Source organism: Humibacter soli, from assembly GCF_054779035.1.
The window spans coordinates 125,093-150,842 of sequence record NZ_BAAGYX010000001.1 but is presented as its reverse complement, the minus strand read 5'-3'; the positions used below and the strand labels follow the sequence as shown (position 1 = coordinate 150,842).

At 67.7% G+C, this 25,750-nt stretch carries 21 protein-coding genes; 5 read left to right on the top strand and 16 right to left on the bottom strand.

Annotation, left to right across the window (positions count from 1 at the left end):
- Positions 1 to 323: 323 nt before the first annotated feature.
- The 4 genes from ACYVDN_RS00660 to ACYVDN_RS00645 form a co-directional block, all read right to left on the bottom strand.
- Entirely contained in the window at positions 324 to 1,397 is a 1,074-nt protein-coding gene (locus ACYVDN_RS00660; RefSeq protein WP_460567430.1) for a hypothetical protein, read from the bottom strand.
- On the bottom strand, positions 1,394 to 2,635 hold the full coding sequence (locus ACYVDN_RS00655; protein WP_460567428.1) for a sensor histidine kinase: 1,242 nt from the start codon (positions 2,633 to 2,635) through the stop codon (positions 1,394 to 1,396). Before ACYVDN_RS00655 ends, ACYVDN_RS00660 begins: the two co-directional genes overlap by 4 nt.
- On the bottom strand, positions 2,622 to 3,299 hold the full coding sequence (locus tag ACYVDN_RS00650; RefSeq protein ID WP_460567426.1) for a response regulator transcription factor: 678 nt from the start codon (positions 3,297 to 3,299) through the stop codon (positions 2,622 to 2,624). Before ACYVDN_RS00650 ends, ACYVDN_RS00655 begins: the two co-directional genes overlap by 14 nt.
- Positions 3,300 to 3,556: 257 nt before the next feature.
- Positions 3,557 to 4,855 (bottom strand): class I SAM-dependent RNA methyltransferase, encoded by a 1,299-nt coding sequence (locus ACYVDN_RS00645; protein WP_460567424.1) that lies wholly within the window; start codon positions 4,853 to 4,855, stop codon positions 3,557 to 3,559.
- Between the two features lie 248 nt (positions 4,856 to 5,103).
- On the opposite strand from ACYVDN_RS00645, the gene ACYVDN_RS00640 reads away from it, so the two are divergent.
- The 3 genes from ACYVDN_RS00640 (at position 5,104) to ACYVDN_RS00630 (ending at position 9,097) form a co-directional block, all read left to right on the top strand.
- On the top strand, positions 5,104 to 6,522 hold the full coding sequence (locus tag ACYVDN_RS00640) for an LCP family protein (protein WP_460567422.1): 1,419 nt from the start codon (positions 5,104 to 5,106) through the stop codon (positions 6,520 to 6,522).
- Between the two features lie 45 nt (positions 6,523 to 6,567).
- Positions 6,568 to 7,248: a Maf family protein gene (locus ACYVDN_RS00635; protein ID WP_460567420.1), complete on the top strand. Its 681-nt coding sequence runs from the start codon at positions 6,568 to 6,570 to the stop codon at positions 7,246 to 7,248.
- Between the two features lie 88 nt (positions 7,249 to 7,336).
- Positions 7,337 to 9,097, top strand: coding sequence for an acetyl/propionyl/methylcrotonyl-CoA carboxylase subunit alpha (locus ACYVDN_RS00630; protein WP_460567418.1), 1,761 nt, complete (start codon positions 7,337 to 7,339; stop codon positions 9,095 to 9,097).
- 178 nt (positions 9,098 to 9,275) lie between these two features.
- Here ACYVDN_RS00630 and ACYVDN_RS00625 read toward each other — a convergent pair whose 3' ends face one another.
- Positions 9,276 to 10,241 (bottom strand): hypothetical protein, encoded by a 966-nt coding sequence (locus ACYVDN_RS00625; protein ID WP_460567416.1) that lies wholly within the window; start codon positions 10,239 to 10,241, stop codon positions 9,276 to 9,278.
- A gap of 381 nt (positions 10,242 to 10,622) precedes the next feature.
- Positions 10,623 to 12,056 (bottom strand): NAD(P)H-quinone dehydrogenase, encoded by a 1,434-nt coding sequence (locus ACYVDN_RS00620; RefSeq protein ID WP_460567414.1) that lies wholly within the window; start codon positions 12,054 to 12,056, stop codon positions 10,623 to 10,625.
- A 163-nt stretch (positions 12,057 to 12,219) separates the two neighbouring features.
- Here ACYVDN_RS00620 and ACYVDN_RS00615 point away from each other — a divergent pair, with 163 nt between their 5' ends.
- On the top strand, positions 12,220 to 13,056 hold the full coding sequence (locus ACYVDN_RS00615) for a purine-nucleoside phosphorylase (RefSeq protein WP_460567412.1): 837 nt from the start codon (positions 12,220 to 12,222) through the stop codon (positions 13,054 to 13,056).
- Positions 13,057 to 13,094: 38 nt separating this feature from the next.
- Positions 13,095 to 14,804 carry a phospho-sugar mutase gene (locus ACYVDN_RS00610; RefSeq protein WP_460572167.1) on the top strand — a complete coding sequence of 570 codons (1,710 nt, stop codon included), beginning with the start codon at positions 13,095 to 13,097 and terminating at the stop codon, positions 14,802 to 14,804.
- Positions 14,805 to 14,844: 40 nt separating this feature from the next.
- Here ACYVDN_RS00610 and ACYVDN_RS00605 read toward each other — a convergent pair whose 3' ends face one another.
- From ACYVDN_RS00605 to ACYVDN_RS00560, 10 genes are all read right to left on the bottom strand, one after another.
- A complete protein-coding gene (locus ACYVDN_RS00605; RefSeq protein WP_460567410.1) occupies positions 14,845 to 15,117 on the bottom strand; it encodes a PTS sugar transporter subunit IIB in 273 nt (90 codons plus the stop codon).
- 70 nt (positions 15,118 to 15,187) lie between these two features.
- Complete coding sequence (locus ACYVDN_RS00600) at positions 15,188 to 15,664, bottom strand: PTS sugar transporter subunit IIA (RefSeq protein WP_460567408.1); 477 nt, start codon at positions 15,662 to 15,664, stop codon at positions 15,188 to 15,190.
- A gap of 105 nt (positions 15,665 to 15,769) precedes the next feature.
- A complete protein-coding gene (locus ACYVDN_RS00595) occupies positions 15,770 to 16,912 on the bottom strand; it encodes an adenosine deaminase family protein (protein ID WP_460567406.1) in 1,143 nt (380 codons plus the stop codon).
- A 225-nt stretch (positions 16,913 to 17,137) separates the two neighbouring features.
- A complete protein-coding gene (locus ACYVDN_RS00590) occupies positions 17,138 to 18,421 on the bottom strand; it encodes a thymidine phosphorylase (protein ID WP_460567404.1) in 1,284 nt (427 codons plus the stop codon).
- Positions 18,414 to 18,839, bottom strand: a complete 426-nt coding sequence (locus ACYVDN_RS00585; RefSeq protein ID WP_460567402.1) for a cytidine deaminase — start codon at positions 18,837 to 18,839, stop codon at positions 18,414 to 18,416. The genes ACYVDN_RS00590 and ACYVDN_RS00585 overlap by 8 nt, the downstream gene beginning before the upstream one ends.
- A gap of 45 nt (positions 18,840 to 18,884) precedes the next feature.
- Positions 18,885 to 20,180 carry an ABC transporter permease gene (locus tag ACYVDN_RS00580; protein WP_460567400.1) on the bottom strand — a complete coding sequence of 432 codons (1,296 nt, stop codon included), beginning with the start codon at positions 20,178 to 20,180 and terminating at the stop codon, positions 18,885 to 18,887.
- Positions 20,177 to 21,496, bottom strand: coding sequence for an ABC transporter permease (locus tag ACYVDN_RS00575; protein WP_460567398.1), 1,320 nt, complete (start codon positions 21,494 to 21,496; stop codon positions 20,177 to 20,179). The genes ACYVDN_RS00580 and ACYVDN_RS00575 overlap by 4 nt, the downstream gene beginning before the upstream one ends.
- Positions 21,493 to 23,094: an ABC transporter ATP-binding protein gene (locus ACYVDN_RS00570; RefSeq protein WP_460567396.1), complete on the bottom strand. Its 1,602-nt coding sequence runs from the start codon at positions 23,092 to 23,094 to the stop codon at positions 21,493 to 21,495. The genes ACYVDN_RS00575 and ACYVDN_RS00570 overlap by 4 nt, the downstream gene beginning before the upstream one ends.
- A 150-nt stretch (positions 23,095 to 23,244) precedes the next feature.
- Positions 23,245 to 24,336 (bottom strand): BMP family lipoprotein, encoded by a 1,092-nt coding sequence (locus ACYVDN_RS00565; RefSeq protein ID WP_460567394.1) that lies wholly within the window; start codon positions 24,334 to 24,336, stop codon positions 23,245 to 23,247.
- Between the two features lie 265 nt (positions 24,337 to 24,601).
- Positions 24,602 to 25,720: a mannose-1-phosphate guanylyltransferase gene (locus ACYVDN_RS00560; protein ID WP_460567392.1), complete on the bottom strand. Its 1,119-nt coding sequence runs from the start codon at positions 25,718 to 25,720 to the stop codon at positions 24,602 to 24,604.
- Positions 25,721 to 25,750: the final 30 nt, after the last annotated feature.

The following is a 25,750-nucleotide window of genomic DNA, read 5'->3' as shown; positions in this document are numbered from 1 at the left end:
CGCTTGTTGAGGAGTACCGCGAAGCGGCGCGTCTTGCCGGCGAGCTCCTCAACCAACGAATGTCGAGCACTCCGAGCGCCCCGCGGAATTGTCCCCCGGTTGTCCCCCAAAATGACGACTATCCCTCTTGCGAAAACCCGGCGATCATAGAGATTGCTAGGTGTCTCTCTTCTGAGATTCACGGCCATTCATTCGCCGACTAGGGTAAGCGGGCGAGTGTTTTGGGGGCGAGTCGGGACGATATTCGGGTTGTCGTCCCGACTCGGGACTTAAGAAAGCCGCCGGTCGCAGACCGGCGGCTTTCTTCCATTTCCGGAATCGTTCTACCGCCGCGATGGCTCGTGACGAGGAATCTCCAGCCAGAGTTCCACCTCGTCGTCGGCGCCCTCCGAGTCGGCCGCAGCCGTGTCGATCGCATTCCTCGGGCCGACGCTGCCGTCGGTCGGCGCTGCGATCCGCAAACCCGACCTGAGGCCGACGACGGTCACTGCCACCGGAGACGCGCTCTCGACGGTGCGCACCACGAACTTGTCCGCATTCGAGCGTCCGATCGCCTCAGCCAGGCTCGTGTGGATGCGGGTGAGGTCGCCGGCATCGAGCTGGTCGAGTCCCCCGTCATCCAGCAGCACGACGTTCGCCCCCCTGCGCCTGGTCTCGAGGATGGCCCCCCGAACGGTGTCGTCGAGCAGTGCACGCCCGCGGATCTCATCACGCATGCCCGCCTCCAGCAGCAGGCACTCCGCACGCTCCTCGTCGGTGAGCACGCCGCCACTCTGTGCGATGCGGATGAGCATCGGGGCAGCCCGCTGGTAGGTCTCGTCCAGGCGCCGCTGACGCTCGATGACGTGCGCCTCCTGTTCGGCATGCCACTCGACGACCTGACGCTCTGCGCGGGCGAAGCGTGCGGCATCCCTCGTCATCGCACCGAGAGCCCTGGTGACGACCGCCGCCGCCGCGACCCAGACCACGCTGCCGATCACCCCGTACGAGCCCAGCGCGACCACGCCGGCGACCGCGACGGTGTATCCGGCGAGGAATGCGATGCCGATCCAGGCGAACGGGCTTCTCCTGCGCACCGTGACGATCGTGAGCAGGGTCCCGATCGCGGCCACGTACCAGGTGGCGTATCCGTTCTCCTTCGCGGCATCCAGCTGACTGGAGACCAGCAAGGGCATGGCGACCGACACGGCGAGGTCGAACGCGGCAACCCACACGGCCATCACGATGGTGCTCGTGCCGAGCAGCGAAAGTACGGTGGCGACGGCGTACAGGGCAATCGCCACGATGACGGGCGCGGGATGCCGGTATGCGCTCATCGACGAGACGCCGAGAACGATGTGGTACGCGGAGAAGAGGGCGGTGAGCGTCACCAGCACGCCGCGAGACACGGTGATCACGGTTGCATCGCCTCATCCGGTCGGGGCTGCCAGCGCAGCTCGACGGTGGTCCCGCGCCCCGGCACCGAGTCGATGGATGCCACGCCACCGGCGAGCGCGACCCTCTCGCGAATCGACACCTCGAGCCCCAGCCGCTCAGGAGGTATGCGGCTGATGTCGAAGCCGTGGCCGTCATCCGCCACCACGATGCGTACCCCGTCGTCGACCGCCTCGATGGCGAGGCTGCGACGCACGAGCACCCCTCCCGCGTGCTGTGCACTGTTCACCATGGCCTGCACGGTGGCCGAGTACAGCGCCTCGGCGACGCCGACCGGGACGAGAACGTCCCCCGGCACGCGCGGCACGATCGAGAACGGAACCGTGAACGATCGGGCGGCAGAGACGATGCGATCACGCAGCCTGCTCATCGGGATGGCGTCGAGCGATCGGCCCGGCTGCGCGAGAGGAGCTGACGTGTCGAGGTGTCCGAGGGCGTCCTGCGCCATCGACGCCGCTATCCGCATCGCCTCCGGGGTGTGGGCGTTGGCCGCCGAGAGCAGAGTTGTCAGCACGCTGTCGTGCACGATGGCATCCACTTCGACGCGTTCTGCTTCGAGCGCGTGGGCGCGAACCGCGATCTCGTAACGTTCCAGTGCAGCGGCTTGGCGGTCATCCACCTGACTTGCGGCCTGGCGGATCATCGTCATGATCGCCAGCAGCAGCGAGGCGAAGATCATCGCGTAGAGCGCATCCAGCACTGCGAGCGTCACGGAGTCCGCGCCGCTCGTGATGATGAGCACCGCACCGTAGAGCGCGGGCACGACAACGGTGTACACCAGCGCCCAGGCGAACGGCATCGCCAGTGCCGCGCACGCCGTCGCCACGGTCAGCAGATACCAGAGCCACGGCCGCATGCCGTTGAAGTAGGCAGCGTCGGTGATGCCGCACACCCAGAACGCCAGGGCGCCGACATAGGCGAAGCAGAACGTCAGCGCAGCGGCTCGCACGGTGCGGCCGAACACGGAAGCGACACCGAGCCAGGCGAGCGAGGCGAAGAGCACCACGGCCACGGTCGTCGTGTACGCGGGATGGAGATACTGCGACTGCACGACGATCACGGGGATGACCTGCAGCCCGAACACCCAGCTGAACCCTGCGATGGCACGCGCCGCAAGACGCTCCACCCGAGCCCTGGTGAGTGGGCTCGCCGTCACCGCCGCCGGGATGACCGGGGCCGCGTCGGTGTCAGTGTCGGCCATTCGCCGTGCCGGCGGCACCCGGTCCGTCAGGGGCGAGGCCAGGCAGGATGCCGTCCTCGACGGCCCGACGCAGCAGGTCGACCTTCGTGGGGGCCGGCCTTCCCACCTCGACGTACTTGGTGCGCACACGGTCAAGGTACTCGCGCGCCGTCGAGTGCGCGACGCCGAGCTGCTCGGCCACCGCCTTCAGCGGCAGGCCGGATGCGTAAAGATGCAGCACATCCCGCTCACGACGGCCGAGTTGCGCCTTGGCGAACTCGCTGTCGGCGTCGATGGCGCTCGCCCACTCGAGGTTGTTGAGCACCTCTCCCGCCGCGACCGACTTGATGGCGGCGATGAGCGTAGTGGTCGGCGCAGACTTCGGGATGACCCCTGCAGCACCCGCAGCGAGCGACTCGCGCACGCTGGCCACCTGATCGGCGATGCTGTGCACGAGCACGCCGGCGCCGGTCGCCTGCACCTGCTTCACGTTCTCCGTGATGCTGGAGCCGTCGCCGAGCGACAGGTCGAGAACGACGACGTCGCATCCCACCTCGGGCAGCGCGTCGAGCACGGCTCCGACGGTCGCGCCGGTGGCGACGACCTCGTAACTCGCGTCGCGACAGGCGGCCTGAAGGCCGAGACGGACGGACTCGTGATCATCGACGATCGCCACCCGCACCATAGACAGCAGTCTATTCGTCCGGCACGCCCGTCCCCGCCGGGCATGCCGCGGTCGACCGGCCGCGTGGTTGCGATCGATGCGCCGTCACGGCCGCCGCATCTGTGCCGGTCCGGCACGCCCGTCCCCGCCGGGCATGCCGCGGTCGACCGGGTGCACGGTTGCGATCGATGCGCCGTCACGGCCGCCGCATCGGCGAGCGTGTTGCGTTGTGAGATGGCTGATGTGCGACGGAGGTGCGCTACTCGACCAGCGAAGACTCAGTCGGCGCGGACCAGGGAGGCGACCATTTCCACGTGGTGGGTGTTCGGGAAGAGGTCGAAGGCACGCGCCTGGCGCAGCTCGTATCCACGGTCACGGAACCAGCGAAGGTCGCGGGCGAACGCGACAGGGTCGCAGGCGACGTAGACCAGCTGTGCTGGCGCCAGGCCGGAGAGCAGGTCGACGACCTCGCGTCCCGCACCGCTCCGAGGCGGGTCGAGCACCACCGTCGCGTCGCGCAGGCGCGATCGCTCACCCTCCGTTGATCGGTTCGCGAGCTCGCGCAGGTAGTTCTCGACCCTCGAGGTCACGGTCTGGGCACCGATCCAGTCCGCGAGGTTCGCGGCTGCGTGGTCCGTGGTGTCCTCGTCGGACTCCACGCTCGTGATGCGCGTCGTCGGGCCGAAGCGGTCCCCCACCGCGGCGGCCAGCAGGCCGACGCCGCCGTAGAGGTCGAGATTGAAGGCACGGGGGTCGAAGAGTGCGGCATCCACTGCGTCCTGCACGGCCTCGGTGAGCACGCGTGGCGCGTGCCGGTGCACCTGCCAGAATCCCGTGGCCGAGAGCGCGAAGCGGCGGTCGCCCACTCGTTCGTGGATCTGTTGCGGACGATGCGTCGGCGTGCGCGAAGCATCGCGACGCACGACGGAGACGAAGCCCTCGCTGGTCACGGTCACGTCGATCGAGCCCGCGCTGCTCCGCGGCTCGTCGAGCGGGGCAGCCCGCTCGACGGCCTCCGTCGCCAACGGCAGATCGTCGACCGGGATGACCCTGTGCGACCTCGCCGCGAACGGCCCTACCGTGCCCGACTCGCCGATCTGCAGCCTCACGCGAGTGCGCCAGCGGGTGCCGTCGCGCTCGTCATCGCCAGCGACAGCCTCGACCTCGGGCGCATCGTCGACGCCGGCCATGCGCGAGAGTGCATCGGAGATCACGCTGTGCTTGAGCTCGCGCTGGTGGGCCAGGTCGATGTGGCCGAACTCTGCGCCGCCCGGTCGCTCATCAGGACTGCGGTCGATCGAGGCCGCACCCCAGACGTGAGGCCGGCGGTGGTCCGACGGTTGCAGGACCCGAATGGTCTCAGCCCGCCAGAATCTGTCGTGGCTGGTGTCCGACACGCGCGCGAGCACCCTCTCACCCGGAAGGGTGTCGCTGACGAAGACAACGCGGCCCTCATGCCTGGCGACGAACACGCCTCCGTGCGCGACCCCCGTCACGTCGAGCTCGAGCTCGATCGACTCGGCGGGCGGTCGAGGAGCGGGTCGACGAGTCGGGCGGCGGCGGTCGGGGCGGGGCATCCTTCGATGCTCGCATATCGGCGCGTCCCGTCGCGCCGCGAGAAGACGGTCGGCGTGGCGCATCCCGAGCTCTGCGAGTCCGTTCACCCAGGCACACCGGACGCCCAGTGCAGGCTCACCCGACGCCCAGTGCGACCTCGTAGGGTCATCCTCTGCGCCGCGCGACCATTGGGCACCTCCATGGCAGCCGAGTGACCGCGGTGACCGCGCCAGGGGGCGAGACACGGTCGGAGAGACGAGGAGCGCACGTGACGTATTACAAGAACGGACGCCCGATCGATCCGAAGAAGCTCGCCAGGGTGAACAAGCCCCGCGACCCAGGATCGCGTGCCGCCAAGGACAGTCTCGATGAGGAGGTCCGCGTTCCTCGTGATACCCGTGCTCCCGCAGCGGCGGGTGGTCCTGCGCCTCGCACCTCGGCCCCTCGCGCATCTGTTCCCCGCGGACCTGCGCCGGACCGACGCGCACGCGTCCGACGCCGCAGGCGCATCGCGGGAGTCATCGCAGCGTGCGTCGTGCTGCTGCTGATCGGCACCGGCGTGTTCGTCTATTCGCAATACCAGCAGCTGTCGAACGGCATCCACCGAACGAGCCTCGGGCCGGTGCAGAACACGGCCGAGACGAACATCCTCGTGATGGGGCTCGACAGCCGCCTCGACGAGAACGGCAACCCGTTGCCCGCCGACGTGTACAACGCCCTGCACGCCGGTACTGCCGACGACGGTGGCTACAACGCGAACGTTCTGATGCTGCTGCACATCCCGGCCGGCGGCGGGCATCCTGTAGGCATCTCGATCCCCCGCGACGACTGGGTCAGCCTGCCCGGCTCCCCCGACGGCACGTCGATGGGCAAGATCAAGCAGGCGTACGGGCTGCAACTCGACGACACCCTCACCCACCTCACGCAGACCCAGCCGAACCTCTCGCATGCCGACGCCTACCAGCAGGCGCGTTCTGCCGCACGGGTCGAAGAGGTGAAGACGGTCTCGCAGTTCCTGAACGTGCACATCAACCACTTCGTCGAGGTGACGATGGGTGCGTTCTACCAGCTTGCGGTGGCGGTTCAGCCGATCCAGGTCTGCCTCAACGAGGCGACGGCCGACAGCTACTCCGGCGCGAACTTCGCCAAGGGACTGCAGCAGATCTCGGCGGCACAGGCCGTCGCCTTCGTTCGGCAGCGGCGCGACACGACGAGCTCCCCCGTCAACCTCACCGATCTCGACAGGGAACGTCGTCAGCAGGCGTTCATCATCTCGCTCGCCAACAAACTCGGGCACGAGAACGTCTTCAACCAGTTCGGCGTCATGGAGAAGATGCTCGGCACCGCGAAGAACGACATGGCTGTCGACACCGGCCTGAACCTGCTCAGCCTCGCGTCGGACGCGAAGCGGTTCAGCGGAGGCGGCATCAGCTTCGAGACACTGCCGATCTCGTCCTTCGGCTATGTGGACGGTCAGGATGTCAACCTCGTCGACCTCGGCCAGGTGAGGGCGACGACAGCGCAGCTCATCGCGGCGTCAGACGCTTCCGCCTCGCCCCCCACTCACCCGGCGACCTCGGGCGGGCAGGGCAAGAGCTCGGCGGCACCGGCGAAGACCCCTGCACCGTCGAACACCTTTGGAACGAACGGCGTCATCTCGTCGTCGTCGATTCCCTGCGTGAACTGAGATTGTTGCGCGAGCCCAGAGCACTGCATGAGCTCAGCTGCCTGCATGAGCGCAGCCGCGGGCACAATGGGTCAGGTGCGCCTGTATCTCGCCTCCACCTCGCCGGCCCGTCTCGCCCTTCTGCGCTCGGCCGGAGTCGAACCGCTGACCATCTCGCCGGGCGTGGACGAACCAGCAACGGTCGCCGCCGCGGAGGCCGAGCTCGGGCCCCTTCCCGCCGCCGATATGGTGCAGCTGCTGGCACGGGCGAAGGCGGAGGCCGTGGTGGGTGGCAGCGTCGGAGGTGAGCGGATCGACGGGCTCATCCTGGGCGGCGACTCCGCGTTCGACATCGACGGGGTCATCCACGGCAAGCCGCACGAGGCGTCGGTGGCTCGAGCGCGCTGGCACGCGCAACGCGGACGCACGGGGGTGCTGCACTCCGGACACTGGCTGATCGACCACACGGGCGGTGAGCCGCGGGCAGCGGTCGGAGCGGTCGCCGAGGCGTCGGTGACGTTCGCGGACGACATCGACGACGCCGAGATCGACGCGTACGTCGCCACAGGGGAGCCGCTCGAGGTGGCCGGTGCCTTCACGATCGACAGTCTCGGCGGGCCGTTCATCACGCGGGTCGCCGGTGATCCGAGCACGGTCGTCGGGCTTTCGTTGTCGACGCTGCGCGCGCTGGTGAAGCAGCTCGGATACGAGTGGACGGACCTCTGGAATCGCGGCTCGTCTTTGTAACCCGTTGTAGGCATCCGAAATGCCTGCGAGTCAGGTTTGTGCACACCATTCAAACCCTCGTTTACTCGTCTCAATAGGCTTGGAGACTGTGCCAGACATCTCGAAGGTCCTGATTGCCAACCGCGGCGAGATCGCCGTACGAGTCATCCGGGCCGCCCGCGACAGCGGGATCGCGTCGGTGGCGGTCTACGCCGACCAGGATCGTGACGCCGTGCATGTGCGCCTCGCAGATGAGGCCTTCGCCCTCGACGGAGCGACGAGCGCCGACACCTACCTCTCCATCGAGAAGCTGCTCTCGGTCTGCCGTCGTTCCGGTGCGGACGCCGTGCATCCCGGCTACGGCTTCCTCGCCGAGAACGCCGACTTCGCACGCGCCGTCATCGATGCAGGCCTGATCTGGATCGGCCCGAGCCCCGAGGCCATCGAGCGTCTTGGCGACAAGGTCTCCGCACGTCACGTTGCCGAGAAGGTCGGTGCGCCCCTTGCTCCCGGCACCCTGAACCCGGTGGAGAACGCGCAGGAGGTGCTCGACTTCGTCGACGTACACGGCCTGCCGGTCGCCATCAAGGCGGCGTACGGCGGGGGCGGACGAGGACTGAAGGTCGCGCGTGATCGCGACGAGGTGGCCGAACTCTTCGAGTCGGCGACGCGTGAGGCGATCGCGGCGTTCGGTCGCGGAGAGTGCTTCGTGGAGAAGTACCTCGACAAGCCCCGACACGTCGAGACCCAGTGTCTCGCGGATGCCCACGGCAACGTCGTCGTCGTGTCGACCCGCGACTGCTCGCTGCAACGACGTCACCAGAAGCTTGTCGAGGAGGCGCCTGCGCCCTTCCTCTCCGACGAGCAGCGCGAGCAGCTCTACACGTCGTCGAAGGCCATCCTCAAGGAGGTCGGCTACCTCGGCGCCGGCACCTGCGAGTTCCTCATCGGCCAGGACGGAACCGTCTCGTTCCTCGAGGTGAACACGAGGTTGCAGGTGGAGCATCCCGTGTCCGAGGAGGTCACGGGTATCGACCTGGTGCGCGAGCAGTTCCGTATCGCGGAGGGCGGAGTGCTCGACTACGACGACCCCGCGCCGCGCGGCCATTCGTTCGAGTTCCGCATCAACGGCGAGGACCCCGGGCGCGGCTTCCTACCAGCTCCCGGACCGGTGCACGTCTTCAAACCGGCCTCGGGCCCTGGGGTTCGCGTCGAGTCCGGCGTTCAGTCGGGCGACGTGATCTCCGGTGCGTTCGACTCGCTGCTCGCGAAGCTCGTCGTCACCGGCTCGAGCCGCGAGGAGGCACTCGAGCGCTCGCGCCGTGCGCTGGACGAGTTCGAGGTGGCCGGGCTGCCGACGGTGCTGCCGTTCCACCGCGCGATCGTGCGCGACCCGGCGTTCGCACCGGAGGACGGGCATTCGTTCAGCGTGTACACGCGCTGGATCGAGACGGAGTTCGTGAACGAGCTCGAGCCGTGGAGCGGTGAGTCCGCGGACTCGCCAGAGGCCGAGTCGCGACACAGTGTGGTCGTCGAGGTCGGCGGAAAGCGCGTCGAGGTCAGCCTGCCGACCCGTCTGCTGATTTCCGGCGGCCGGGCATCCGTCGGGCATGCGCCGAAGCGCAAGTCCGCAACCCACTCGGTCGCGACTGCCACGGGCGACTCGATCACGGCGCCGATGCAGGCGACCGTCGTGAAGCTCGCCGTCGGCGAGGGCGATCAGGTCGTCAAGGGCGACCTCGTGCTCGTGCTCGAGGCGATGAAGATGGAGCAGCCGCTCACCGCCCACAAGGACGGAACGGTGACGGGCATCAACGCCGAGGTAGGGACGACGGTCTCGAGCGGCCACCTCCTGCTCAACATCGTCTGACCCGTCCCCGGCCTCGTCTGACCCGGCCCGGGTAGTGACCCGTCCCGGCCGAGCGCGGGCCCTGCCCTCACTAGCGCCATTTGCGCTCTATTGCGCCACTCGTACTGGCGCAATAGAGCGCAAGTGGCGCCGTTGTCGGCACGGGTCACTCGCGACCGGGAGCACACGCGACCGTGCGTCAACGGATCGTCCTGGGCCGACGAACGATAGGAAGGCCGGCGTCGAGAAGGATGGCCCGCATGGGCGCTCGGTTCCAGGCATCGGCCCAGTCCCAGTGCGCCGGGGTCCACTCCATGCGGCGGATCGCATTGTCGCGGCGTTTCTCGGCCTTGACCCGTTCCTCGAGCGTGCCCGCTGACGGATACCGAGGGTTCACATACTTACCCCACCCGTCGGCCTCGCCCCCGACATGCCACTCGGGCCACCCCAAGTCGAAATAGACGGTCTCGCCGTTTGCGAGAACAAGCGGGAATTGCAGTTCGGGCTCTGGAAAACCGAGCTCCTCCGATGTCACACGACTCATGGTCTCGAACGGGCTGGCAGCCTGAGTCGTCGACGCGGCGAGAACGCCGCGCACACGGGCCGAACCGCGGTAGGGCATCCGATCGTTGTGAGCCGCCATCAGCTCATCGAGGGTGACGAGCCCAGCCCCATTGCCGAATCGCTCGATGTGAAGCGCCGCGTCGACCATCACGAGAGCCGTGATGAACGGCGCGGTCCTGCAGACCTCGATCAGGGTGTCGACGAGGTCTGTCGTCCGGAAACCGTCCAGTTCGATCACGCGTTCATGGCCAGTCCGTGGGATCTCGACCACTCCGTTGCGCCGACGCCCGCTTCGACTCGGCGACAGAAGGAACACGGTTTCGGGAACGAGGCCGACCAACGGCAGACCATGGCGAACCGCGGCCGAGACGCCCGCAAGTATGGCGTCCTTGCGAACCGCGACGGCTGCCGCGATGCGCATCAGATACTGATCCTCGCGGGAAAGCTGTCGAAAGACCTGCGCGTCTGCGTACGCTCCTCGTCGAAGACGGATCAGGCCTCCTCGGCCCTGGTCCGCCCGGAGTGCCGGGTACAGCCCAAGAGCCTCGCGCTGGGCGGATACGACCACGGGAAGTCCGAGGCCATCGGCTGAAGTTGTCACGCGGTAAAGCCTCGCCAAGAGCGAGGTCTGCTGTCCTCGTAGCCCACGAGTGCGGGAGTACGCGTCCGATCGACGCCCTGGGGACGAAGAGACAGTCAGGACCGACCCAGCCCCGCTGGATCGGTCCTGAAGTTTGCGTCAGCCCGCCAGCCGGCCGTGTCGGCTGGCGTCGCGCTCTATTGCGCCATGTGCGCTCTATTGCGCCAGCAAAAGTGGCGCAATAGAGCGCACATGGCGCTATTGGTAGTGGGGGTCGGCCGGTTCTTGCCGGGAGGGGTCGGGCAGAGGTCAGCCCTGGCGAGGGTCCGCCGGGTGAGTGTCTGGCTGCTGGGGTCCTGCGACGGCGGGGCCGGAGCCGCCGGGTCGGGTTGCCGCGAGCGCCTACAACACGATGTGCATCGCGCGCGCGGCGTCCGTGATGGAGCTGGACAGCGACGGGTACACGGAGAAGGCGCGCGCCACCTGGTCCACCGTGAGCCGGTGCTCGACGGCGAGCGCGACCGGCAGGATCAGTTCGCTTGCTCTCGGCGCGACGATGACGCCGCCGATCACGGTGCCGCTGCCCGTGCGGGCGAAGAGCTTCACGAATCCGTCCCTGATGCCCTGCATCTTGGCGCGAGGGTTCGAGTTGAGGGCGAGCTTGTAGATGTCGCCCTGCGCGATGCCCTCTTCGATCTCGCGCTGGTTCCAGCCGACGGTGGCGATCTCGGGGATCGTGAAGATATTGGAGGCGACGTTGCGCAGCTCGATGGGCGTCACAGAGTCGCCGAGCGCGTGGAAGATGGCGGTGCGCCCCTGCATCGACGCGACGGATGCCAGAGGCAGTACGTCGGAGCAGTCCCCGGCCGCGTAGATGCTCGGCACCGACGTGCGCGCGACGCGGTTCACACGGATGTGCCCGCTGGGCGTCAGCTGCACGCCTGCCTCTTCCAGCCCGATGCCTGCCGTGTTGGGGATGGACCCCACGGCGAGCAGACAGTGCGAGCCTTCGATGGTCCGTCCGTCGGAGAGGGTCGCGATCACGCCGTTCTCGGTGCGCTCCACCTTGTCGGCGCGCGACTTGGAGAGCACCGTCATGCCCTCGCGCTTGAACACCTTCTCGAGCACGGCCGCGGCATCGGCATCCTCGCCTGGCAGCACGCGATCGCGGCTGGACACCAGCGTCACCTTGGCGCCGAGGTAGGTGTACGCGCTCGCGAACTCGGCGCCGGTCACCCCCGAGCCGACCACGATCAGGTGGTCCGGCACCGTCGTCAACGAATACAGCTGGGTCCAGGTCAGGATGCGCTCGCCATCCGGCATCGCCGTGGGGAGCAGTCGGGGGCTGGCGCCGACCGCGACGACCACGGTGTCGGCCTCGACGCGGTCGAAGTCGGTTCCGTTGTCCTTCGACGTGGAGACGATCACGGCGCCCGTGCCGTCGAGCCGTCCCTCGCCGGTCACGATGCGCACGCCGGCGTGCACGAGGTCGCTGCGCATGTCTTCCGACTGCTGACGCGCGAGTCCGAGCAGCCGCTTGTTCACCGCAGAGAGGTTCACGGCGACCTCGGGGCGCATCGGCTTGCCGCTCTCGTTGCGCGTGAAGAACTGCACGCCGAGATCGGCTGCTTCGCCGATCGAGCGGGTGGCATCGGCGGTGGCGATCAGCGTCTTCGACGGCACGACGTCGGTCATCACGGCCGATCCGCCGACGCCGCCACGCTCGACGAGCGTCACCTCGGCGCCGAGCTGAGCGCCTGCGAGGGCGGCTTCGTATCCGCCTGGCCCTCCCCCGAGTACGGCGATGCTCTGCTTGCGCTCGAACTCAAAGGCCATGCTGGCAAGTTTATTCGCTACCTCGGCAGGCTCATTCGGTCGGCGACCTAGGCGGGTGTCGTTCGACCATCGTTCCCCTGCTGTTGGTGTCGTCCCTGGGCGGCTCACGCAACAAATGCGCATCGTGCGCGACGCACGTTCTGCGCTGTTTAGAGTGGTCTGCATGGCATCCGACGACGCATCCAACCCGTTCGACGATCCGGCGGCCGACCCGTTCGAGATCGCGCGTGTCGCGGTCGAGCAGATCGCGCTTCGGAGCGGAGTCGAGCGACACGACATCGCTCTGACGCTGGGCAGCGGCTGGGGCAAGGCCGCCGACCTGATCGGCGAGACGGTCGCGACCATTCCGGCCACAGACATCCCGGGCTTCAGCCGATCGGCCGTCCCCGGCCACGTCGGCACCATCAGGTCCGTGCGGCTCCCGAACGGCAAGCACGCGCTGGTGCTCGGCGCCCGCACGCACTTCTACGAGGGACACGGGGTGCGCCGAGTGGTGCACGGTGCGCGCACGGCGGCAGCGGCCGGGGCATCCGTCATGATCCTCACCAACGGCGCCGGCGGCATCAAGGAGACCTGGGGTCCTGGCACACCGGTGCTGATCAGCGACCACATCAACCTGACCGCGGCGTCTCCTCTCGAGGGCGCGACGTTCATCGACCTGACCGACCTGTACTCGCAGCGGCTGCGCGACCTCGCACACGAGGTGGATGCCTCGCTCGACGAAGGCGTGTACGTGCAGTTCCGGGGGCCGCACTACGAGACCCCGGCCGAAGTGCAGATGGCGAAGACCATCGGCGGACACATCGTCGGCATGTCCACGGCGCTCGAGGCGATCGCCGCGCGGCAGTCCGGCATGGAGGTGCTCGGGATGTCGCTCATCACGAACCTCGCCGCAGGCATCTCGCCCACGCCGCTCAGCCACGCAGAGGTCATCGAGGCCGGCAAGTCCGCCGAACCGGTGATCAGCGACCTGCTCGCGCGCATCGTGGAGCGACTGTGAGCGGCGCGGTGGAGAACGTCCCTGTGGAGGATGGCACGCTGGGCGGCGCCGTGAACGGCGTCATCGCGGCGGCACGGGCCTGGATCGACGACGACCCTGACGCCGAGACCCGCGCCGAGCTGCAGGCCATCGTCGACGAGGCGGCCAGGGGGTCGGCGGAAGCCGAAGCCGAGTTGCACTCGAGGTTCGATTCCCGTCTCGCGTTCGGCACCGCCGGCCTGCGCGGCGAGCTCGCAGCGGGACCGAACCGCATGAACAGGGTGCTCGTCGCCCAGGCTGCTGCGGGTCTCGCAGCGTTCCTGACGGAACGGGCATCCGCCGGCACGACACCGTCCATCGTGATCGGCTACGACGGCCGCAAGAACTCCGCGGTCTTCGCCACCGACACCGCCGAGCTGATGGCGGGCGCCGGTGTGCGAGCCGTGCTGCTCCCCCGCCTGCTGCCGACGCCCGTGCTCGCCTTCGCGGTGCGACACCTGGACGCTTCGGCCGGCGTCATGGTCACCGCCAGCCACAACCCGGCACGCGACAACGGCTACAAGGTGTACCGCGGCGGCGCGGACGACGGATCGCAGATCGTCCCGCCGTCCGACGCGCAGATCGCGGCGCACATCGAGCGGATCGCGCAGGGCCGGGTTTCGGACCTCCCGCGTTCGGACGCATACGAGATCGCCGACGAATCTGTGGTCTCGGCGTACGTCGCAGCGACGGCATCCCTCGCCGGGACGCTCCCGTCGCCGAACACCACGACGGAGCCCTTGAAGGTCGTCTACACCGCGATGCACGGTGTCGGCTGGCAGACGGCCCGGTCGGTGTTCGAGGCCGCGGGTCTCCCCGCCGCGACGTCGGTGCCGCAGCAGCAGGAGCCGGATCCGGACTTCCCGACCGTCGCGTTCCCCAACCCAGAGGAGCCGGGCGCGCTCGACCTGGCCTTCGCGCTCGCGAACGACACCCGCGCCGATCTTGTGGTCGCGAACGATCCCGACGCTGACCGTCTGGCCATCGGCATCCCCGATCCCGACACCGGCGGATATCGCCGGCTCAGCGGGAACGAGGTCGGCATGCTGCTCGGCTGGGATGCTGCTGCGCAGGCCCGCGAGTCGAGGAGAGCAGGTGCGTTGGCGGCATCCATCGTCTCCTCGCCTGCACTGAAAGCCGTTGCGGATGCCTACGGCTTGGGATTCGCAGAGACCCTCACGGGCTTCAAGTGGGTGAGCCGCGTTCCCGGGCTGCTGTTCGGCTACGAAGAGGCGCTCGGCTACCTCGTGAACCCGCGGACGGTGCGCGACAAGGACGGCATCTCTGCGGCAACGGCCGTGATCTCGCTCGCCGTTCGGCTGCACGCCGACGGACGCACGATCGCCGACCGGCTGGACGAGTTCGTCGAGCGGTTCGGCGCCTACGCCTCGGACCAGATCTCGATCAGGGTGACCGACCTCGACAGGATCGGCCGCATCATGGCCGCCCTGCGTGCCCAGCCGCCGACCGAAGTGGCCGGTGTCGCCGTCACACGGATCGACGACCTCAGCGCCGGATCGCCCGAGCTGCCGCCGAGCGATGTGCTGCGCATCCTGCTGGCAGACGGTTCCCGCGTGATGGTGCGTCCGAGCGGCACGGAACCGAAGCTGAAGATCTACATCGACGCGTTCGATGACAGCGGCGCCGATGTGGCGTCACGTCGTGCCGTCGCACAGGCGCGCACCGCGGCTCTCGGCGACGGCATGCGGGCACTCACCGACGCAGCGTAGTCAGCCCCCGTGGGTTGAGGAGCCGGTGGCGAGAACAGCGTCAGCCTAGGGCCTCGTCGAGCTTGCGCTCGAGCTCCTCGGTGTCGAAGTAGTTGTCGATCACGACGATGTCGGCGTTGGTCGGCGGAATGCGTTCGACGAGCTCCGGCGAGGTGAGGATGACCTGGGCATCCGCTCCCGTCGTGGCGACGCTGGCCACGTCGGACGCGCTCACATCGGCCGAGATGCCGAGCCGGTCGAGCACGCGCTCGGCGTTGAGCTTGAGAATCGCCGACGTTCCCACGCCGGCGCCGCAGATCGCGACGATCTTCACGTGAAGCCTCCTTGGCGTTCGCCCGCGAGCATGCGGGAATCCGGGGCTCAACGGCCCCGCTGTCTGCTGTCTAGCGAGCGGGTTGCGCGACGTCGTCTGCGGCGTCCGCGACACCCAGCACCCGCCACACCTCTGAGGCGCTCGTCGCGCCGGCGAGGGCCGGGATGGCTTGGGGGTCGTTGAAGACGTTCGCGAGCTCGGCAACCGAGTTGACGTGGGCATCCGCCGTCGCGACGGCGAGACCGACGACCACACTCACAGGGTCGTTGTGCGGGTGCCCGAAGGTCACCGGAGTGGCCAGCGTGACGACAGAAAGCCCGTCCGTCAGCACGTCGGGACCGGGCCGCGCGTGCGCGAGAGCGAGCCCAGGAGCGATCACGATGTACGCGCCGAACTCGTCCACCACCTGGATCATGCGATCCGTGTAGCTGCCGCGTGTCGCGCCCGACCGACGCAGCGCGTCACCGGCGAATCGCACCGCGGCACGCCAGTCCCCAGCGTGCACACCGAGGTCGATGGCAGCGTCGGGCAGCGGCGGAAGCGACATGAACACAAGCGTATCGCTCCACTGGTTCAAGGCTTGCTGAAAGTGTCGTGCTCCGGCTTCAGCGAGCCTCAGGATGCCCGGTGCCGAGCCTCACGAGAACCGACCTCAGGCGGCCTCGAACCCTGCCGAGATCGCCTCAGCCAAGTCCTCGCGGTCCTCGATGGGCAGGAAGGCCGAGCGGGCGGCGTTCAGCTGGAAGGTCTCGAGGTCGTCGAGGTCGTAGCCGAACGCATCGGCGAGCAGCGAGAGCTCCCTGGTCAGCGTGGTGCTGCTCATCAGGCGGTTGTCGGTGTTCACCGTCACGCAGAACCCGAGCTGGTAGAGCAGGTCGAACGGGTGGTCGAGCAGATCATCGCCCCACGCCTCGATCGCTCCGGTCTGCAGGTTCGACGACGGACTCAGCTCCAGCGCGATCTCCCGGTCCTTGACCCACTGCGAGAGCCGTCCGAGCGAGACGTAGATGTTCTCGTCATCCTGCCGTTCGACCGTGATGTCCTCCGCAAGCCGAACGCCGTGACCCAGCCGAAGCGCACGACCGTCGATCAGAGCGCTCTGGATGCTCGCGAGCCCGTCCGCCTCACCCGCATGCACCGTTGTGGGGAAGTACTGCTCAGCGAGGTAGTCGAACGCCACACGGTGGTTGGCGGGCGGGAACCCGGCCTCGGCGCCGGCGATGTCGAACCCGACGACGCCGGCATCCCTGTGCCGCACGGCGAGCTGAGCGATCTCGAGCGCGCGGTCGGCGTGGCGCATGGCCGTGACGAGCTGGCCGACACGGATGCTCATCCCATTCGCCCGCACATCCGCGACGCCCTGGTCGAGGCCGCTCTGCACCGCTTCGACGGCATGGTCGAGGCTCAGGCCCCTCGCCAGGTGCTGCTCCGGAGCCCAGCGGATCTCGCCGTAGATCACGCCGTCGGCGGCGAGGTCGAGCACGAACTCGCGCGCGACGCGTGCCAGGCCGTCGCGGGTCTGCATGACCGCCGTCGTGACGTCGAAGGTCTTCAGGTATTCGACGAGGGAGCCGGAGTCCGACTTCTCGGCGAACCAGTCCCTGAGCGCGTCGGGGTCGGTCTGCGGCAGGTCGAGTCCGATGTCGTCGGCGAGCTCCACGATGGTCTCGGGGCGAAGGCCTCCGTCGAGGTGATCGTGAAGCGACACCTTGGGAAGGGTTGACACGTCCACCCCGTCCACGAGGTAGGCGTTGGTGCTCGAAGGCTCTGCGGTGCCGGATCGGTCTGCGCTCATGCACCAAGGCTATCCAGCGCGTGGGGCCGGCACACCCCCGGCGCCATCACCGTCACCGAGCCACCACCGAAGCGTCGAGCCACCACGCGATCCGCGTGGATCAAGTGGTGGCTCGGCGAGAAGGTGGTGGCTCGGCGAGAAGGTGGTGGCTCGCCGAGAAGGTGGTGGCTCACGGAGGAGGGGTCGGAGGTGGAGCGGAGGTGGATGATGGGGGGGGTCGGCGGCTCAGCCGACTCGGTCGACCACGAGGGGGCCGCGCGGCGGGGCGCTGTCCCCGATCTCCCATGCGCCGTCCAGGGCGTCCAGGGCACGTTCGAAGCGCACCGGGTCATCCGTCGACAGCGTGAAGAGCGGGGCGCCCTCGACGACCGACTCCCCCACCTTCGCGTGCAGGTCGATGCCTGCGGCGTGGAGAACGGGGTCCTGCTGCCGCGCCCTGCCGGCGCCGAGGCGCCACGCAGCAACACCGAAGGCAAGGGCATCCTGCCGCGACACCACACCTGACCGTGATGCGGTGACGACGTGCGTCTCGCGGGCGTGCGGCAGCGGGGCATCCGGGTCGCCGTCCTGAGCTCGGATCAGCGCACGCCAGGAGTCCATCGCCCGCCCGGAGCGTAGCGCCTCCTCGACGTCGGCGTCCGGCTGCCCGACGAGCCGCAGCATCTCTCGCGCCAGAGCCAGGGTGAGCTCGACGATGTCGGCCGGCCCGCCTCCGGCGAGCACTTCGACCGACTCGCGCACCTCGTTCGCGTTGCCGATCGCACGGCCGAGCGGTGCGTTCATGTTGGTGAGCAGCGCGGAGGTGGCGACACCGGCATCCTGACCGAGCTCCACCATCGTGCGGGCCAGCTCGCGCGCCTTGTCGAGGTCGCGCATGAACGCGCCGGAGCCGAACTTCACGTCGAGCACGAGGGCCCCGGTGCCCTCCGCGATCTTCTTGCTCATGATCGACGACGCGATGAGCGGGATCGCCTCGACAGTTCCCGTGATGTCACGGAGGGCGTAGAGCTTCTTGTCCGCTGGGACGAGTCCAGGGCCCGCCGCGCAGATCGCCCCGCCGACAGCCCTCAGCTGAGCGAACAGTTCCTCCGTGGTGAGCGCCGCGCGCCAACCGGAGATGCTCTCCAGCTTGTCGAGTGTTCCCCCGGTGTGGCCGAGCCCGCGACCGGACAGCTGAGGAACCGCGACACCGAAGGATGCCACGAGCGGCACCAGCGGCAGCGTGATCTTGTCTCCGACGCCCCCGGTCGAGTGCTTGTCCACCGTCGGCCTGCCGAGGTCGCCGAAGCTCATCCGCGCGCCGCTGGCGATCATCGCGAGCGTGAGGTCGCGGATCTCGCGTCGCGACATGCCGTTGAGGAGCACCGCCATCGCCCATGCCGACATCTGCTCATCCGCGACGTAGCCACGGGTGTAGGCGTCGACGAGCCAGTCGATCTCGGGCGTCGACAGCTCGCCGCGGTCGCGCTTGGTCCTGATCAGGTCGACGGCATCGAATTGCTCAGCCATGGAACTCCTTGAGGTCTCGCGGGCCGAAGGCGTCGGGCAGCACCTCGTCGATCGTGCGGATGCCCGACACGGTCTCGAGCATCATGCCGGGCACCGAGTGCTCGTAGAGCAGCTGTCTGCAGCGGCCGCACGGCATGATCACGTCGCCCTCCCCGTTGACGCAGACGAAGGCGACGAGGTGACCGCCTCCCGTCATGTGCAGCATCGAGACGAGCGAGCACTCCGCGCACAGGGTGAGCCCGTAGCTCGCGTTCTCGACGTTGCAGCCGGAGACGATCCGGCCGTCCGTCGCCAGCGCCGCCGCGCCAACCGGGTAGTGCGAGTACGGCACGTAGGCGCTGCCCATGGCGCTCACGGCCTCGGAGCGCAGCGCTCCCCAGTCGACCTCGCCGTTCAGGGGCGTCGTCTCGTCATCCATGGTTCTCGATCGTTCCTTACGCGACATGCGGGCGACGCAGCATCGTCACGACTTGATGTAGGGCTTTCCGGATGCCGCCGGCCCACGCACATAGCCCACGAATCCCGCGACCGCGAGGATGGTCACGACGTACGGCAGCATGAGCAGGAACTCGCTGGGTACAGGGGATCCCACAGCCGCGAGGGTGTACTGCAGGTTGCTCGCGAAACCGAAGAGCAGCGCGGCGAGCGTCGCCCTGATCGGATCCCATCGGCCGAAGATGACCGCCGCGAGGGCGATATATCCCTGACCGCCCGTCATGTCCTCGCTGAACGAACCGACCGAGCCGAGCGTGAAGTACGCACCGCCGAGTCCGACGATGGCGCCCGCCAGCGACACGTTCCAGAAGCGCGTGCCCGTGACGTTGATGCCGACAGTGTCGGCGGCCTGAGGATGCTCGCCCACCGACCGCAGACGCAGTCCCCATCGCGTGTGGAACAGACCGATGTACACGGCGGCGACGGCGATGTACATGAGGTACACGATGACCGACTGGTCGAAGAGCACGGGCCCTATCACGGGGATCGCGCTGAGACCGGGGATCGGCACGGCAGGCAGCAGCGGCGGGTTGTTCAGGAACGACGCGTCCTTGGCCAGCACCTGGCTGTAGAAGAAGTTCGTCAGGCCGAGCACGAGCACGTTGATCACGACGCCGACGATCACCTGATCGACGTAGTACTTGATCGCGAACGCCGCGAGGATGAACGACACGAGCACGCCGGCGATCAGGGCGGCGACGAGGCCGAGCCACACGGACCGCGTCATGCTCGCCACGACTGCGGCGAGGAACGCGCCACCGAGCAGCTGACCCTCTATCGCGATGTTCACGACACCGCTTCGCTCCGAGATGACGCCGCCTAGCGCACCGAAGATGTACGGAACGCTGAGGCTGACCGCGCCGAGCAGCAGGCTCGTGATCGGCAGCGGGCGCGAGTTGTCGCCTGCCGCCCAGGTGAGGAACGCCACGACGAAGATGAAGGCGAACACGCTCGAGAACCACAGCGGCACCTTCGCGTTCCTGCTCACGAGCCACCAGCTGAGGCCCGCCATCAGGACGAGCACGATGGTCAGGATGACGCAGGTCAACGTCGTCGGAACGACGAGCTGCGGCAGGCTGGGTGCAACCCGTCCGCCCGCGAACGTGAAGGTCGTGTCTCCGCCGCGGCGGAACACGATGAACAGCACGATGGACAGCAGTGCGACCACCGACAGGATGATCGGCGTCTTCCAGCTCTTGACGACCGTCTTCTCGAGAACGATCGGCGCGGCATCCGGCACGATGTGTTCGGTCGTGGTGGTCACTTGGCCGTCGCCTCCTGTGTTGCGGTCGGAGCGGGAGTCTTCTTGCGCGGCTTCGCGCCTGGAGTCGGGAGCCGGAAGATGGCGCGCACCAGGGGCGGCGCGGCGATGAACAGCACGATCAGCGACTGCACGACGAGCACGATGTCGATCGGGATGCCGTTGGCCGCCTGCATGAGGAATCCGCCGGCTTTGAACGCGCCGAACAGCACGCCGGCCACGAAGATGCCGATCGGTCGGGAACGTCCGAGCAGCGCGACCGTGATGGCGTCGAATCCGATGCCCGCGTCGATGCCCGAGCTGAACCCACCGGTCGTCGTGCCCAGCACCTGGTCGGCGCCCGCGAGACCGACGAGTCCGCCGCTGATCACCATGGCCCAGATGATGGCCGAGTTCACGCTGATGCCTGCAACGCGTGCCGCGTTCGGGTTCTCGCCGACTGCGCGGAACTTGAAGCCGAGGCTCGAGCGTTCGAGAAGCCACCAGACGACGATGGTCGCCACGACCGAGACGATGAAGCCCCAGTGCAGCTGATACTGCGGGCCGAACAGCGGAGGCAGGATGGCGTTCGGCAGGATCGCGGGCGACTTCGGGTTGTTCGTGCCGTGCTCCTGCAGGGCGCCGGGTGTGCGCAGCAGGTAGCTGATCAGGTAGAAGGCGATCCAGTTCAGCATGATCGTCACGATGACCTCGTGCGCACCGGTGCGCGCCTTGAGCACGCCCGCGATGCCCGCCCAGATCGCGCCACCGACGAACGCGGCGAGGAGCGCGACGACCAGATGCAGAACGGGAGGCAGGTTGAACGACCAGCCGATCCAGCCGCAGAAGGCTGCGGCGATGAGCATCTGGCCCTGACCACCGATGTTGAAGAGACCGGTGCGGAAACCGAGACCGACACCGAGACCGGCGACGATCAACGGCGTCGCATAGGTGAGGGTGTCCATGAACGGACGGATGCCAGCGGCGAACGTCGGCCGCCCGAAGTTGTAGATCGCGCCTTGGAAGAGCGATGAGTACGCCCCGGAGACCACATTCCAGATCGCCTGGAAGGTGTCGCCCGGGCGGGCGAAGAAGTAGCCGGCGGCGTGCTGGACGCCAGGATCGGTGACCGCGATCAGGATTGCGCCGACGATCAGTGCGAGAACGACAGCGAGGATCGAGATGACGACGCTGCCGCCGACGACCTGCCGAAGCGCGTCGTTCCAGCGGTTCGAATCGGGATTGGGCGCGTCGGGGGCTACCCCTGCGCCGGTCTCGAGCGCGACGTCTGCCGAGCCCGCGGCGTTGGCGGATGCCTGCGCGTTGCCCTGCTCGCTCACGCGGCCTCTCCTCTCGTGGCTGATCGGCCTTGCGCGTCATCGTGCGGTGCCGGGTCCTGCGGGTCTGGCGTCTGGGGGTCGGGAGCCTGAGGCGGAACGTCCGGATGCTCGCCCGCCATCATGATGCCGAGGGTCTCGCGGTCGGTGCCGCCGGGGACGATGCCGACGATTCCTCCGCGGTACATCACGGCGATGCGGTCGGCGAGCGCGTCGACCTCGTCGAGTTCGGTCGAGACGACGATGACCGGGATTCCCGAGTCGCGTGCCTGAACGATGCGCTTGTGGACGAACTCGATCGACCCGACGTCGAGCCCGCGGGTCGGCTGCGCCGCGACGAGCAGTCGGAGCTCACGACTGAGCTCGCGGGCGAGCACCACCTTCTGCTGATTGCCGCCGGAGAGCGTGCCGACGTGGGTGTCGATGCTCTGCGCACGCACGTCGAACTCGGCGACCTTCTCGGTGGCGAAGGTCGAGCGGTAGCCGAGCTGCAGGCTGCCGCCTTTGACGAAGGGCGCGCTGTCCGAGCGATCGAGCATGAGGTTCTCGGCGATGGAGAATTCGCCGACGAGGCCGTCTTCGTTGCGGTCTTCAGGCACGAAGCCGACGCCGGCATCCAGAACACGGCGAACGCTCAGCCCGTTGAGCTCCCTGCTGTCGAGCTCGATCTCGCCCTCGACGTGCGCCTGCAGCCCGAGCAGAGCCTCGGTCAGCTCGGTCTGGCCGTTGCCTTGGACTCCGGCGATGGCGAGGATCTCGCCCGCGCGCACCTCGAAGCTCACGTCGTTCACGACGAGCTGGCCGATGGGGTCGATCACCGTGAGACCGCGCACCTTGAGGGCAGCGTCGCCGGGTCGAGCCGCCTCTTTCTGCACGGTGAGCTCGACGGAACGGCCGACCATGAGGGATGCCAGCTCGGCGTTGCTCGCCGTCGGGGAGGCATCCCCAACGACCTTTCCGAGGCGCATGACCGTGATGCGGTCGGCGACCTCGCGCACCTCGCGAAGCTTGTGGGTGATGAAGACGATCGCCGTTCCCGCATCGCGGAGCTGACGCATGATCGCCATCAGCTCGTCGGTCTCCTGCGGAGTCAGCACTGCGGTCGGCTCGTCGAAGACGAGCACCTTCGCGTCGCGTGACAGCGCCTTGATGATCTCCACACGCTGCTGAACGCCGACCGGGAGATCTTGGATCAGGGCGTCGGGGTCGACATCGAACCCGAAGCGCGCAGAGATCTCGCGAACGCGTTTGCGCGCTTCCTTGAGGTTGAGGAAGCCGGCGAATCCGGTGCTCTCGTGGCCGAGCATCACGTTCTCGGCGACCGTGAACACGGGGATGAGCATGAAGTGCTGGTGCACCATGCCGATGCCGGCCTTCATCGCATCGCCCGGGCCGTCGAAGTGCTGCACCTGGTCGTCGAGCAGGATCTCGCCCTCGTCGGCCTGAAGCAGTCCGTAGAGCACGTTCATCAGCGTCGACTTGCCCGCGCCGTTCTCACCGAGGATGCAGTGGATCTCGCCGGGTTCGACGGTCAGTGCGATGTGATCGTTGGCGGTGAGGGAGCCGAATCGCTTCGTGATACCGCGAAGTTCGAGCTTCATAGGGGTCAATCTACCTTTCGGCGTTCTCGCCTTTGAGAACGGGATGGACGGCGGACGCGCACCGGCGCAATGCACCGCTAGCGCCATTTGCGCACTATTGCGCCACCACGAGTGGCGCGATAGTGCGCAAATGGCGCTGTAGGCAGAAGGTCAGGACTTCGGCGACGCCGGGGAGGTGACCTTGATGGAGCCGTCGATGATGCCGGCCTTGATCGCGTCGAGCTCGGACTGCAGCTTCGGGTTCACCTTCGACTCGAAGTTGTGGAACGGCGCGAGTCCGACTCCGTCGTTCTTCAGCGTGCCGACGTAGGGCGTGTTGTCGAACTTGCCGGCGGCCGAGCTCTCGATCACCGCGGACGTGGAGGGCTGGATGCCCTTCATGACCGAGGTCAGCAGGATCGGGCGCACCGTGGGGTCGGTGTTGTAGACGTCGGCGTCGACACCGATCATCGCGATGCTCTTGCCAGCGGCGTTCGCCTCGTCGATGGCCTGCGCGGCCGACTGGTAGATAGGTCCGCCGACCGGCATGATCACGTCGGCGTTTTGGTCGATGAGACCCTGCGCGACCTGCTTGGCGGTGTCGTTGGCGTCGAACCCACCGGTGAAGGAGCCCTTCTGGGTCGCGGTGTCCCAACCGACGACCTTGACGTCCTTGCCGTTCTTCTGGTTGTAGTAGTTCACGCCGTCGACGAAGCCGTCCATGAAGATCGTGACGGTCGGGATCTGCATGCCTCCGAAGGTGCCGACGACGCCGGTCTTGGAGTAGCTCGCCGCAGCGTAGCCGGCGAGGAACGCGGCCTGAGCTGTGTCGAAGATGATCGGCTTGACGTTCGGGGCATTGATCGAGTTGTCGTCGATGATCGCGAAGTCGGTGCCGGTGTTCGCGGCGGCCGCCGTCTTGGTGCCGTCGGCGAGGTTGAACCCGACGGTGATGATCAGGTTGCAGTTCTGGTCGATCATGCTGTTGATGTTCGGCGCGTAGTCGCTCGCGGTCTTGGACTCCGCGGTCTTGTACTTCGCGTTCAGCTTCTTCGCGCTGTCGACGAGGCCCTCATAGCCGAGCTGGTTGAACGAGTGGTCGTCGAAACCACCCGAGTCCGACACCATGCACGGCAGGAACTTGGATGCCGCCGCAGTCGTCGTCGACGTGCTGGTCGGCGCCTGGCCACAGCCCGCCAGCAGTACCAGTGCGCCCGCCGCGGCAAGCCCCGCGAACGCTACCTTGCGAACTTTGGATGTCACGTTGTCCTCCACATTGCAGATCCGCGCGAGCGCGCGAGACGTCGATGAGACGTTACTCAAAGTTACGAACCGGCTCGACGGCCGTTCGGAGTTCTTGGCGTCCCCGTTACCATCTTGTTTCTTTTGAGCATTATGAGCGAGCCTCATGCGCATTTGAGCGCAAGGCCGACCGTCATCTACTCAGATGTGCGCGCTGGAGCTGAAAGCGAAGGCCCGTTGGGCCTTCGCCGCGACGCCAGCGCGAGCGACGCGCCGCTTCGCGGTGCTACAGCACCTCGGTGGATCCCGTGAGCCGCAACGCCTCGACGACCGCCTTGACGCGCTGGGCGTTCTCGCTGGTCGTCACGAGCAGGGCGTCAGGGGTGTCGACGATGACGACGTTCTGTATTCCGATCAGGCTGATCACGCGCTTGGTCTGACTCACGACGATCCCACTCGAGGCGTCCGACAGCACTCGCGCGTTCTCGCCGAGGATGGCCAGATCGGATGCCCGCCCCGCGCTGTTCAGCTTCGCGAGCGACGCGAAGTCCCCGACGTCATCCCACGCGAAATGCCCGGGCACGACGGCGAGCTTGCCCGATGCGGCCGCGGGCTCCGCTACCGAGTAGTCGATCGCGACCTTCTTCAGCGTCGGCCAGATGCGGTCGACGGCCGGGCCACGCGTCGCGGGGTCATCCCAGGCGGCGGCGAGCTCCTGCAGACCCGCGAGGAGCTTCGGCTCCGTCTTGCCCAGCTCCTCGAGAAGAACGGACGCCTTGGCGATGAACATGCTCGCGTTCCAGAGGTAGTCGCCGCTGGAGAGATATCTGGTCGCCGTCGCGAGGTCGGGCTTCTCAACGAACGACGTGACCCTGCGCGCAGAACGCGCCCCATCGATCTCGAGCTGGTCGCCGATGTGGATGTAGCCGAACCCGACTGCCGGCTCGGTCGGCTGGATGCCGATCGTCGTGATGTAGCCTGCGCGCGCCGCAGCCACGGCCTCGATGACGGCCGCGCGGAACAACGGCTCACTGCCGATCACATGGTCGGCGGCGAACGACCCGATGATCACGCCGGGCTCACGGTGCTCGAGGATGGCGGCCGCGAGTCCGATGGCCGCCGTCGAGTCACGAGGTTCGCTCTCCAGCACGACATTCGCGTCGGCGAGCGCCGGAATCTGGGCCTCCACGGCCGCGCGGTGCGCTCTGCCGGTCACGACCATGACCCGCTGCTCACCCGCCAGCGGTGCGAGCCTGTTCCAGGTGGCGCGAAGCAGGGTGGATCCTGACCCGGTGAGGTCGTGCAAGAACTTGGGGGCATCCGCTCGCGAGAGGGGCCACAGCCTCGACCCGACACCCCCGGCCGGGATGACGCAGTAGAAGTCCTGCAGGGGCAGTACGCTCATGCCTCCCAGGATAAGAGGTGGCGGGTCGAC

What these genes read in the sequence shown, in the direction of transcription:
- ACYVDN_RS00655 (WP_460567428.1), bottom strand. Translation starts at nt 2,635, where the DNA reads ATGGCCGACACTGACACCGACGCGGCCCCGGTCATCCCGGCGGCGGTG.
- ACYVDN_RS00650 (WP_460567426.1), bottom strand. Translation starts at nt 3,299, where the DNA reads ATGGTGCGGGTGGCGATCGTCGATGATCACGAGTCCGTCCGTCTCGGC.
- ACYVDN_RS00645 (WP_460567424.1), bottom strand. Translation starts at nt 4,855, where the DNA reads ATGCCCCGCCCCGACCGCCGCCGCCCGACTCGTCGACCCGCTCCTCGA.
- ACYVDN_RS00635 (WP_460567420.1), top strand. Translation starts at nt 6,568, where the DNA reads ATGAGCGCAGCCGCGGGCACAATGGGTCAGGTGCGCCTGTATCTCGCC.
- ACYVDN_RS00620 (WP_460567414.1), bottom strand. Translation starts at nt 12,056, where the DNA reads ATGGCCTTTGAGTTCGAGCGCAAGCAGAGCATCGCCGTACTCGGGGGA.
- ACYVDN_RS00615 (WP_460567412.1), top strand. Translation starts at nt 12,220, where the DNA reads ATGGCATCCGACGACGCATCCAACCCGTTCGACGATCCGGCGGCCGAC.
- ACYVDN_RS00600 (WP_460567408.1), bottom strand. Translation starts at nt 15,664, where the DNA reads ATGTCGCTTCCGCCGCTGCCCGACGCTGCCATCGACCTCGGTGTGCAC.
- ACYVDN_RS00595 (WP_460567406.1), bottom strand. Translation starts at nt 16,912, where the DNA reads ATGAGCGCAGACCGATCCGGCACCGCAGAGCCTTCGAGCACCAACGCC.
- ACYVDN_RS00590 (WP_460567404.1), bottom strand. Translation starts at nt 18,421, where the DNA reads ATGGCTGAGCAATTCGATGCCGTCGACCTGATCAGGACCAAGCGCGAC.
- ACYVDN_RS00585 (WP_460567402.1), bottom strand. Translation starts at nt 18,839, where the DNA reads ATGGATGACGAGACGACGCCCCTGAACGGCGAGGTCGACTGGGGAGCG.
- ACYVDN_RS00570 (WP_460567396.1), bottom strand. Translation starts at nt 23,094, where the DNA reads ATGAAGCTCGAACTTCGCGGTATCACGAAGCGATTCGGCTCCCTCACC.
- ACYVDN_RS00560 (WP_460567392.1), bottom strand. Translation starts at nt 25,720, where the DNA reads ATGAGCGTACTGCCCCTGCAGGACTTCTACTGCGTCATCCCGGCCGGG.